Origin of the sequence: Flavobacterium aerium, from assembly GCF_030766725.1 — a bacterium.
Classification (GTDB): Bacteria; Bacteroidota; Bacteroidia; order Flavobacteriales; family Flavobacteriaceae; genus Flavobacterium; species Flavobacterium aerium.
The window spans coordinates 316,468-328,368 of sequence record NZ_JARQWR010000002.1 but is presented as its reverse complement, the minus strand read 5'-3'; the positions used below and the strand labels follow the sequence as shown (position 1 = coordinate 328,368).

Genomic DNA, 11,901 nt, shown 5'->3' with positions numbered 1-11,901 from the left:
GAATTTGTCTGGTCACGATACCTTATTCTTTTTTTCTTGGATGCGAAAGAAGACGTAAATAAGGACTTTCATGACTAACTTCAAGCACAATTTTATTTTTATTCAATCTATTATTTAAAACTTTAATCTTAAATTCTTGAAGCCGATAATTTAAAATAAAATGTACTACCTAATCCAATTTCACTATCCATTCCAATGATACCACCTTGAGCTTCAATAAATTCCTTACTAATGGCCAATCCTAATCCTGTACCGGCATTATTACTCCCCGGAACTTGAAAGTATTTATTGAAAATCTTCTCTTTGTATTGGTTGTCAATCCCTTTTCCTGAATCAATGACTTGAAAATTTACGACATCAACTTCAGTATTGATTTTTAAAACTATGGTGCTCATTTCGGTAGAATAACGAATCGCATTGGTTAAAAAGTTAATCAATACCCAAGCTGTTTTTTCAGTATCGGCAATGACAGCAGGCAAATCTTCTTCAATTTGGGTGGTAATTTCAATATGTTTTTGTTCGGCTGAAACTTTAATTGCTTCAATTGCAAAATGTAATATTTCGTACGGGCTGCTCTTTTGGATATTCAACTGAATATTCCCCGTTTCTACCTGAGATAAGTTTAGTAATTCACCTGTGATTTTGAGTAATCTGTTACTGTCATCCTTTACACTATCAATCAATAATTGTTGTTCTGGATTAATTACTCCTGTGATTTTATTCTCTAATAGTTGTAAACTTAATTTAATCGAAGAAATAGGGGTTTTTAACTCATGAGAAATAGTGGCAATAAAATTGGTTTTCGCAAAATCCAATTCTTTATACTGTGTAATATTTCGCAATATAATTACGTCACCAATATTAATGAGTTTTTGTTCTCCAGTAGGAGTGATGGTAATATTAATGATGTCCTGATCGAAATAACTCTCTTTTCCGTGCGCAAAAATCTTAAGCGGTGTTCTTTTCTGTTCTGGGTCAATGGGTTTATCACAAAGCTCCTGAATCAAGGACTTCATTAAATCATTCTGTAAGGCCAACGTCTGAATAGAATTACCCACTAAGGAATCATTTTCAAAACCTAATATTTTAATCGCTTCATCATTGGCAAAAATAATTTGTTTCTGGTGGTCTAAACCAATAATAGGATCGTGCATATTATTGATTAAAGTATCAAGGCGTTTCTTTTCAAACATCAGTTTGGAAACACTACTATTATTATATTCTTGTAACTTTTCGGCCATTACATTGAAAGACTTTGCCAATTCTCCAAATTCATTATGATCCTCAAAATTAACCCGCTGTGTATAATTCTTATCGGCAATCTGTTTGATACTTTCGGATAGTACATGGATTGGATTGGCGATATTATTTGGGAGATTAATCAATAAACTAAAAGCTATAAAAAAGCAAAAGGTTCCTGTTAATGCAATCCATACCGAAGCTGCTTCAGCCGTTTCATTGGCCTTGTCACTTTTTTGCTGAATAGCATCCATGTTGTATTTCATAATCGTAGATAAGTCTCCACGAATTAGTTTTTTCAATGAATCATTAGAAATATCTAATTGGAGTTGAGCAAAATGATCACTCAAGTGTTGCGTTGCTTCACGTTCACCTTGTTCTGAAATATTATTCTGTTGTTTTTTTAAATTCTCTTTAAAATTTGCTAGGGCAGGAGCCATATCGGGCATATCATCCAAAGCAATAAACATATTACGAGCATATTCTAAGGTATTATGATTGGCTTTCAGAATATTATTTGTGTCATTTTTCAATGACCGGATATAATATTCGCCAAGAAATGATAATGCAATGATCATCAGGAAGAGTAAGCCAACACCCAGCGTTAGTTTCGTTTTAATTTTCATTTTATGAAAGAATTATTAAATCAATATTCGAAGAAGATAATTTCGTCAGCAACTTATTGAAAACGGTCGTAGAAGCAATTATACTGAATAAATTAAGATGTGGCTTGCCAATACATACCGTTGAGATCTCTTTTTGTTCTGCAATTTCCATCATAGCATTCACAATATGAGGGCTTTCTACTTTTATAATCTCAGCACCCAATTCTGTAGCTAATTTAAAATTATTAATCAAATGACGCTGTTTATCCAACGCTATTTTTGTACTGCTTTCTTTTGGCGTTTGTACATACAAAACATACCACTTACTATGATAATAGTTGGCCAGACGAGCCGTCTTCCGAATGACTATTTTAGCTGTTTTTTCGTTGCTACTAATGCAAGCTAGTAAACGATCTTGTCGGAATGAAGCATTTTTTGGCACTTCATTTTCTACTTTTCGTTCCACTTGATTGGCTACTTCACGCAAAGCTAGCTCCCGCAGTTGCAGGATATGTTCGGATTTAAAAAAATTACTTAATGCCGTAGGAATTTTGTCTGCACTATAAATCTTCCCTTCTTTAAGACGTGTAATTAATTCATCTGAAGTAAGGTCAATATTTACAACTTCATCGGCTACCTTCAATACACTATCGGGAATACGCTCTTGTACTTCTATGGACGTAATCTTTTTAATATCGTAATGGAGGCTTTCAATGTGTTGAATATTAACGGCACTAATCACATTTATTCCGGCATCTAATATTTCCATCACGTCTTCCCAACGTTTTTTATTCTTACTGCCTTCAATATTTGTATGTGCAAGTTCATCTACAATTACAATCTCTGGACGTAGATTGATAATGGCTTGTAAATCCATTTCTTCCAGGTGTTTCCCTTTATAGAATAAGGTTCGCCTTGGAATAACCGGCAAACCTTCTAATAAATCATGCGTTTCCTTACGCATATGGGTTTCTATGAAGCCTATTTTCACATCGATTCCATTGCGGAGTAGCGTGTGTGCTTCTTGTAACATACGGTAAGTTTTACCTACACCGGCACTCATGCCGATGTAGATTTTAAACTTTCCTTTTCTGGATTTCTGAATTAAATCCAGAAAATGTTGTGCATTATTTTGTTTCTCATCCATCAAAATGATAGGGCTAAAGAGGTGGTAATACTATAATTCTGGAAACTTGGATTCTCATTATTCAAGAATATTTTGTCTTTACTATCTAGCATTCGACCTTCAATTCTGAATAGAACATTCTCCATAGGAAGGTAATCAAAATTCAATGAATATCCTGTGGTTTTAAAACCATTTTCTGTACCTGTTGGAATAATTACACCATGCTTATCAGTGTAATATTCTACTCTAGCAGCCATTCTTGTTTTATCAGTAGGTTTATACTGTACAATGGCCACTGGAGAATACCATACATTATATTGATTACTACCTTTTGCTTGTTGCTGAATTCCAATGTCAAATCCTGCAATAAGGCCTAACTTTTCGGTAAATTGATGTTGTACAAAAACATTATTAAAATAACGCCATTTTTTTATTGTATCATTCTGTTCATTAACAATATAGGTACTCCAATTTAAAGTAGTACTCGAGTTGGGTTTATAGGTAACTTGCGTCCCAAAAGCAGGCGTTTGATTTCCTTCTACACGTTGAATACGTTGCCATCCATTCAAGTACATTGCCGCTACATATAGCTTCTGATTTGGTGTGGTATAACCTACTTTTACACCGGCTTCAAAATAAGGTGAATTCTCCGCCAGAATACTACGGGTCAACGTCCAACAATCTTTCCCAATGGCACTTTCAAATCCTATATGCGAAGGCATAATCCCTAAGTCTACCCAAAGATTGTGTTTCTCAGAAATTTTTACTCCAATATTGGCTTCATATACGTTTTTCAAAAGACCTTGTTCTGCCGCCAAATTGTATTCCGCATAAGTCCCGACCATCAAGGCTAGATTACCTCTTACTTTATCATTTGCATAAGCAGCTTTAATCACACCTAAATTAAGATTTACCTCGTTGTGTTTATTAAAATTATAGAAAGCAGCATTCTTCACATGATTAGCAGGTTTTCCAAAATCATAACTGTAATATCCTTCTACATAACCTGAAAATGTTAAGGGATTTTTTATAGTGTCTTGAGCAATAGCTTGTAAGGATATCAAGGCCATTGCAGCGATTATTATTTTTTTCATTGTAATAGGGGAGGCTTATTTTAATTGATCTAAAGCCAGATTTAATTGTAATACATTCACTTTTGTAGTTCCTAAAAATCCTAGTAGAGGTTGTTGCGTATGTTGCGCCACTAATTGTTGCACTTTTGCTTCAGGCAATGCTCTTACTTTTGCAATTCGTTTCACCTGAACCAAAGCTGCTTTTGGAGAAATATCAGGATCTAATCCACTACCACTAGCAGTTACTAATTCTACAGGTACATCTTTTTTCTGAATTTCTGGATTATGCACTAAAAATGTATCAATACGGGTTTGAACCATTTGTAAATATTCTGGATTTGATGCTCCTTTGTTACTGGCTCCACTTCCAGCTGCATTATAGTTTACAGCTGATGGACGAGAATAGAAGTATTCGTCTTTTGTGAAGGCTTGTCCAATATTGACATAGTATTTTTTATTGTTTTGAGTCACTACTTCTCCTTTACCTTGATTAGGAGCCAATTGTGCTACTCCCCAGATTACTAGTGTATATACCCCAGAAAAGAACAATAAACTGATGATGGTTAATCGAATTGCGGGAATTATATTCGTTTTCATTTTACTTTATTTTTAAATTTTTACATGAATAGAGATACGATACTGTCAATCACTTTGATTCCTATGAAGGGGATAATTATACCACCCAATCCATAGATCATTAAGTTTCTGCGCAATAAAGCACTGGCGCCAATAGGTTTGTACGCTACACCGCGTAATGCCAGTGGAATCAATATTGGGATTATTATCGCATTGAAAATAACGGCCGATAGTATGGCACTTTCAGGACTGTATAAATGCATGATATTTAATCCTTGTAAAGCCGGAATTGCAGTAATAAATAAGGCAGGAATGATGGCAAAATACTTGGCTACATCATTTGCAATAGAAAAGGTAGTCAATGTACCACGAGTCATTAATAACTGTTTACCAATTTCGACGATTTCAATTAATTTCGTTGGATCATTATCCAAATCCACCATATTTCCTGCTTCCTTAGCAGCTTGTGTTCCACTATTCATGGCCACACCAACATTCGCTTGAGCAAGAGCAGGAGCATCATTTGTTCCATCACCCATCATCGCTACTAGTTTTCCACTTTGTTGCTCTTGAATAATGTAATTCATCTTGTCTTCTGGCTTCGCTTCTGCGATATAATCGTCTACACCTGCTTTTTCTGCAATAAATTTGGCTGTTAAGGGATTATCTCCCGTAACCATTACCGTTTTAACTCCCATTTTGCGTAAGCGCTCAAAACGCTCCTGAATGCCTGGTTTGATAATATCTTGTAATTCGATTACGCCTAAAGCTTTATTATTCTCTGCAACGACAAGTGGTGTTCCTCCATTTTCAGCGATTGATTTTACAGTTGTTTCTACAGAGTCTGGGAATGCATTACCTGCTTGTAACACTTTGGCTTTAATAGCGTCAAAAGAACCTTTTCTGATTTGATCGCCATTCGGCAAATCCACACCAGAAGATCGCGTTTCCGCTGAGAATTTAATAAAAGTCATACCTCCAGTGTGTTCCTGAAAATTGCTTTTAGGTTGTAAGTTGTAATGTGGTTTATTGTATTCCTCTGAAAAGGCCAATTCTATAATCGATTTTCCTTCCGGTGTTTCATCTGCCAAAGAGCTTAAAATACTACTGGTTACAAAATGTTTTTCGTCTATGTTTTCAACAGGGTAGAAGCGTGTTGCTTTACGGTTACCAATAGTAATGGTTCCTGTTTTGTCCAATAATAAAACATCAATATCTCCAGCTGTTTCTACTGCTTTACCAGATTTGGTAATTACATTTGCACGCAAAGCACGGTCCATTCCTGCTATCCCAATAGCAGATAATAATCCTCCAATTGTTGTTGGGATAAGACAAACAAACAAAGCAATAAAGGCAGATATAGTGATTGGAGAATTTGCATAATCGGCAAATGGTTTTAAAGTCACACACACGATGATAAATACCAATGTAAATCCAGCTAATAAGATTGTTAAGGCAATTTCATTTGGTGTTTTCTGACGGCTAGCACCTTCTACCAAAGCAATCATTTTATCCAAGAAGCTTTCACCTGGTTGAGTTGTTACCTGAACTTTGATTTTATCAGACAGTACTTTTGTTCCTCCTGTCACACTACTTTTATCACCACCAGCTTCACGGATTACTGGAGCTGATTCTCCTGTAATCGCCGATTCATCAATGGTAGCCAATCCTTCTATGATTTCACCATCGGTAGGAATTGTATCTCCTGCTTCACAAATAAAAACATCTCCCATTTTCATCTGAGCCGACATTACTTGTTTTACTGTTACATTAAAGCCCGGTTTGTTATCTACAATCAGATTTGCCGGTGTTTCCTCTCGTGTTTTACGCAAACTATCCGCCTGTGCTTTTCCGCGTGCTTCGGCAATTGCTTCCGCAAAATTGGCAAACAATAAGGTTAGTAATAATACAAGGAAAACAATAAAGTTGTAGATAAAGCTTCCTTGTGATGTTTCTCCTAAGGCAATCCAAAGACAAACAATAAGCATCACGACTGTACCAATTTCTACCGTAAACATAATGGGGTTACGGAACATGATTTTGGGATTCAGTTTGATAAAAGCTTGTTTTAATGCTTCATTCACTAAATCTTTCTGAAACAAAGCGTTATTCGTATTTTTCATTTTATTTTATTTAAAATAATTATTTTAGGGAGAAGTACTCTGCAATAGGACCTAGTGTTAAGGCAGGGAAAAAGGATAATGCAGCTATTAAAGCAATCACAGCAAAAACCATAATACCAAATGTGCTTGTATCCGTTTTTAAAGTTCCGGCGCTTTCAGGAATGTATTTTTTACTGGCTAATAAACCTGCAATTGCAATAGGACCAATGATTGGGATGAATCGAGACAACAATAATAATATACCTGTACTCACATTCCACCACATTGTATTATCCCCTAATCCTTCAAATCCGCTACCGTTATTGGCTGCCGAAGAAGTGTATTCGTATAGCATTTCACTAAAACCATGGAATCCGGGATTATTGAGTGTCGAAGTTGTCAAGGCTGGGAATGAAGTTGCCAAGGCTGTTCCTACTAAAATTAAGAAAGGATGTAATAAAGCCACAATCATCGCAATTTTCATCTCTTTGGCTTCAATCTTTTTTCCCATAAATTCGGGCGTACGACCGACCATTAATCCACTGATAAAAACAGCCAGAATAATAAAGATGAAGTAATTCAACATCCCTACACCACAACCGCCGTAGAATGAATTGGTCATCATGGCCAATAGTTCATTCATTCCAGAAAGCGGCATGCTACTATCATGCATTGAGTTTACAGATCCTGTAGAAATTACGGTGGTTGCAATATTCCAATAGCCAGATGCAGCGGCGCCAATTCGGGTTTCTTTTCCTTCCATTGCTCCAGAACTGTTATCGATTCCCATTGCTGAAATTGCGGGGTTTCCACGCATTTCGGTAACCACAGTTGGAATTGTCAGAATTAAAAATCCGAGTGTCATCACCCCGAAAATAACCCAAGCCATTTTTTTGCGTTTCAAATAGTAGCCTAAAGCAAAAATCATTGCAAAAGGAACAATCATTTGGGCAATCATTTCCACACCATTCGTAAAATAGTTTGGATTTTCAAAAGGATGTGCTGAGTTGGTTCCAAAAAAACCACCCCCATTTGTTCCAATATGTTTTATCGCTATAAATGCTGCTGCTGGTCCAGTAGATACTTCTACTTTATCTCCTTGTAAAGAAGTGATGGCATCTTTTCCTTCAAAAGTCATTGGAGTTCCATTAAATACTAATAGAATCGCAACTACAATGGAAAGTGGAAGTAATATTCGTAAACAAGATTTAATCAAATAGTTGTAGAAATTCCCTAGTTTATTGGTTGCTCTTTCTTTTAAAGCATTGAATAATACAACGGCAGCTGCAATTCCTGTTCCGGCACTAACAAATTGTAGAAACATCAGGAATAATTGTGATAAATAACTTACTCCAGACTCACCAGAATAATGTTGCAAATTACAATTAACCATAAAGGATATACTGGTGTTAAAAGCCAATTCAGGAGATTGTCCTGCATTACCGTCGGGATTTAAAGGCAACCAACCTTGGTTCATTAAAATAACCATTCCCAGAATAAACCAAATCAAATTGATCGTAAGCATCGCTACTAAGTGTTGCTTCCAGTTCATTTCTTTTTTGATATCAATTCCACTGGCACGGAAAAAGAACTTCTCTATTGGATTAAATAAAAAATCGAGCCAAGTACTTTCTGAAGAAAATACTTTTGAAATATAACGTCCTAGCGGAATGGCTAGAATTAGTGTGGCAATAAATAAACCTATAATGCCAATTATTTCTGTGTTCATATTGTAGAAATTTGTTTATTTTTTTGAGTAAAAAAAGAATGAGGATCTTTTTCGTTTTTTAAAATTTTTCAGGTTTTAGCAGTACGTAAATGATAAAGGCAAAAACCGCAACTGAAATAATAAATAGTGCTGTCATAATTTTTATATTTTATCGAAGAAATCGATGCTTTTAAAACAAATTAGAAATAAGATGATTCCTAATAGAACTAAGAGTATTGTTGTCATGATTGTATTTTTTTTTAAACTCCTGAAGCGTTTACCTGTTTGATGTATTCTCTGTCCAATTGTAGTGGTAAGACTTGATGAATGTTGTAATTGTTCATTTCCAAATAGTGGGATACTTTAAAAATGAAAATAGAGGAGATGGCAATTTTGACTTCACTACTGCCTGTTTTTAATTTGTTCTCCGCAATGGAAAGACATCTTTTTAATAATTGCGGTTTGTTAGTTTGCATAAACAGTATTGTCAAATCGGATAATCGTTCGACCTGATTATAAATTGTTTCATGTATTTTTTTCATAAGAATAAATGATTTGTTTTTCATTCCTATGCCAAATTACATTCCAAAGTAGGAGGGTTATCCCTAAGAGGCTGTCCATAAAGCGATAAGCTATTTTAGGAGAGTTTGGGCCATAAAAAAAGCCTATCAAAATGATAGGCTTTTATCAAATTGAGAGGAATTACACTCTCAATCGTATGGATATAATGTTCTTATTTTGCCGTAGCAAGAACGAAGTTTAATTTTAATTTTGAACCTATTTGCAATAGGTCTACTAAATCCTGTACTTGTAGGTTATACGGAATACGGATTAGAACTTTCTGATCTTGTAAAGCATCAGTTTTTGTTTTCAAAACAGTTTCTAATTCATCGAATGGAACTTCTTGTTTATCGATAAAATAACGTTTGTCTTCTGTAACCGACAGGCTTATATGCTGCTTGTTGGTCGTCTCATTCGTTTGTGCTTTAGGAAGCATCAGTTTAATCACATTAGGGTTAGCCAACGTGGAAATAATAAGAAAGAACAACAACAAAAAGAACATGATGTCGCTCAGAGAAGAGGTCGGTATTTCTGCTGAAAAGCGCTTATTCCTTTTGAGTCTCATTTTGTGGCTGTTGTATAATGTTTATTAATTCTAAAACTTGTTTTTGTACGTTGAAAGAGAAATTATCAATCATCATATTGAATAGGTGGTAAGCAGAGTAAGCAATTACACCTACAACTAAACCAGCACCACTACTAATCATCTTCTCGTATAAACCTCCTGATATATTTCCAATACTAATATTTTCAGAAATAGAAATGCTATAGAAAATTTTAATTACCCCAGAAATTGTTCCGATAAATCCTAAAATAGGTGCAATCCCTGAAATTAAACCTAGATATCCTAGTTTCTTTTCCATTTGAGCAATTTCAATATTGGCGGTTTTTTCCATTGCTGATTCGATTTCACTAATCGGACGGCCAATTACACGGATTCCGCTTTGTAAAACATTAGATGTTGCAGTAGAAGCTCTTTTGCAAATCATAATTGCTCCATCGATTTTACCAGAACGCAATTCGTATTTAATATCATTCAGCAAAGCTAAATCTTGCTTAGAAGCTTTTTGTATAGACAAATAACGTTCTATAATAATGTAAATACAAAAGAATAATAGTAGAATAATGGGAACAATCATAATCCCACCTTTCATTAAAAACTGAAAGTAAGAAGTACTTTCTCCGCCACCAGTTGTGGCAATAACAGCATTTGTTGAGTTTTTAGCAATTGTATCTGCTTGTAATAGAAAATTTGTAATAATCATAAAAGTATTCTTTATTTAGTGTGCAGTTAAATTTGTGCTTTTAAATGAAATTCGTTGACAATATTACAATATTTATCAATGAATTAAAAATTGAAAAAGCATTTATAACAGTTAATTTCTGTGTTTTAATATGTTACAAAAATGTTTTTTAATCCGTAATTCAAATCTCTCGATTTTACTTTTATAAACGGTATTTTTTTCACTTAAGTATTTATAACCTCAATTCGCGTTATTTTATTGTTTCAATTGTATAATAACGGTCTTTTATAATTTGTATTCTTCCATCTTGCGATAGAGCGTAGCTACACCAATTTCCAATAATCGGGCAGTTTCTGCTTTATTTCCTTTTGTATAGTTTAATACCTTCTGAATGTGCAGTTTTTCGATACTCGCAATTGAAAATGCCGATAATGTTTTATGTCCTTGATCCGAATGGTGTTCTATTTCATACGGTAATAAATCGGTCGTTAAAGTAGCCCCATCTGCTAAAATAACCGAACGTTCAATGATGTTTTTTAATTCGCGAACATTTCCCGGCCAGGAATATCCCTCTAGTTTCCTGATGAACTCAGGTTCTATTGTTGTAATTTTTTTGTTGGTTTTAGCCGAAAACTGCTCTACAAAAAATTCTGTTAGTATTTCAATATCTTTTGTTCGTTCTCGTAATGAGGGAATATGTATTTCAAAAATATTCAATCGGAAGTACAGATCAGAACGGAAGCGGTGTTCTTCACTTTCTTTTTTAAGATCTCTATTAGTAGCTGTAATTAATCGGAAATCCGATTTGCTTGGTTTTGTATCTCCAACCTTAATATATTCACTTGTTTCTAAAACACGTAATAGCTTGGCTTGTAATTCTAAAGGCATTTCACCAATCTCATCCAAGAATAATGTTCCGCCATTGGCTTCTTCAATAAAACCTTTTTTATCTTTTATTGCACCTGTAAAGGCTCCTTGTTTATGTCCAAACAATTCACTTTCCAATAGTTCTTTCCCAAACGTACTACAGTTCAACGCTACATAGGATTTTCCCGCGCGACTACTATTTTCATGGATGGCTTGTGCAAAAACTTCTTTTCCTGTTCCCGTTTCTCCATTTAATAGAACCGTAGATTCTGTTGGAGCTACTTTTTTGGCTAATGCAATGACTTGCTCTAATGCTTTTGATTTTCCTATAATTGTATCAAACGAATATTTATCAAAAATTCGTTTTTCTAAGTGCCGTACTTTTTTAAGTAGAGTAACTTTTTCAATTGCTTTATGGAGTAAGGGAATAATTTTATCGTTATCATTACCTTTTACAATATAGTCGAAAGCACCATTTTTCATCGCTTGTACACCATCAGCGATATTACCAAAAGCAGTTAGAACTATAATTTCCGTGAGTGGATAAACCGCTTTTATCTGTTCGGTAAGAGCAACACCATTACCATCAGGCAATTTTACATCACACAGTACCACATCTATAGCATGAAGTTCTAGTTTTTTTAATCCTGTTTTGCAGTTCTCAGCTTGGAATACTTCAAATCCTTCAGCTACAATAATGCGGGCCATAAGGCTGCGTAACTTGTCTTCATCGTCGATGATTAGTATATTTTTCAAAGGCTATATTACTTTTATACAAAGTTATAAATATAGCTATTAGA

11 protein-coding genes are annotated in these 11,901 nt (G+C 34.7%); all 11 read right to left on the bottom strand.

Annotated features, from left to right (window positions below; translation table 11 throughout):
- Positions 1–128: 128 nt before the first annotated feature.
- Positions 129–1,865 (bottom strand): sensor histidine kinase, encoded by a 1,737-nt coding sequence (locus tag P6733_RS04035; protein WP_306350321.1) that lies wholly within the window; start codon positions 1,863–1,865, stop codon positions 129–131.
- Between the two features lies 1 nt (position 1,866).
- Positions 1,867–2,991: a sensor protein KdpD gene (locus P6733_RS04030; protein ID WP_306350320.1), complete on the bottom strand. Its 1,125-nt coding sequence runs from the start codon at positions 2,989–2,991 to the stop codon at positions 1,867–1,869.
- A complete protein-coding gene (locus P6733_RS04025) occupies positions 2,991–4,064 on the bottom strand; it encodes a porin (RefSeq protein WP_306350319.1) in 1,074 nt (357 codons plus the stop codon). The genes P6733_RS04030 and P6733_RS04025 overlap by 1 nt, the downstream gene beginning before the upstream one ends.
- A 15-nt stretch (positions 4,065–4,079) precedes the next feature.
- Positions 4,080–4,640 (bottom strand): K(+)-transporting ATPase subunit C, encoded by a 561-nt coding sequence (locus P6733_RS04020; RefSeq protein WP_306350318.1) that lies wholly within the window; start codon positions 4,638–4,640, stop codon positions 4,080–4,082.
- Between the two features lie 20 nt (positions 4,641–4,660).
- Positions 4,661–6,742, bottom strand: coding sequence for a potassium-transporting ATPase subunit KdpB (gene kdpB / locus P6733_RS04015; protein ID WP_306350317.1), 2,082 nt, complete (start codon positions 6,740–6,742; stop codon positions 4,661–4,663).
- A 19-nt stretch (positions 6,743–6,761) separates the two neighbouring features.
- Positions 6,762–8,450 carry a potassium-transporting ATPase subunit KdpA gene (gene kdpA / locus P6733_RS04010; protein ID WP_306350316.1) on the bottom strand — a complete coding sequence of 563 codons (1,689 nt, stop codon included), beginning with the start codon at positions 8,448–8,450 and terminating at the stop codon, positions 6,762–6,764.
- A gap of 58 nt (positions 8,451–8,508) precedes the next feature.
- Positions 8,509–8,586: a potassium-transporting ATPase subunit F gene (locus tag P6733_RS17980; RefSeq protein ID WP_372339293.1), complete on the bottom strand. Its 78-nt coding sequence runs from the start codon at positions 8,584–8,586 to the stop codon at positions 8,509–8,511.
- 103 nt (positions 8,587–8,689) lie between these two features.
- A complete protein-coding gene (locus P6733_RS04005) occupies positions 8,690–8,971 on the bottom strand; it encodes a DUF7674 family protein (RefSeq protein ID WP_306350315.1) in 282 nt (93 codons plus the stop codon).
- Positions 8,972–9,162: 191 nt separating this feature from the next.
- Positions 9,163–9,555 carry an ExbD/TolR family protein gene (locus P6733_RS04000; RefSeq protein ID WP_306350314.1) on the bottom strand — a complete coding sequence of 131 codons (393 nt, stop codon included), beginning with the start codon at positions 9,553–9,555 and terminating at the stop codon, positions 9,163–9,165.
- Positions 9,536–10,255 (bottom strand): MotA/TolQ/ExbB proton channel family protein, encoded by a 720-nt coding sequence (locus tag P6733_RS03995; protein ID WP_306350313.1) that lies wholly within the window; start codon positions 10,253–10,255, stop codon positions 9,536–9,538. Before P6733_RS03995 ends, P6733_RS04000 begins: the two co-directional genes overlap by 20 nt.
- A 264-nt stretch (positions 10,256–10,519) precedes the next feature.
- The gene (locus P6733_RS03990; RefSeq protein WP_306350312.1) at positions 10,520–11,857 is read right to left on the bottom strand and encodes a sigma-54-dependent transcriptional regulator; all 1,338 of its coding nucleotides are present in this window, start codon (positions 11,855–11,857) and stop codon (positions 10,520–10,522) included.
- Between the last annotated feature and the right edge of the window lie 44 nt (positions 11,858–11,901).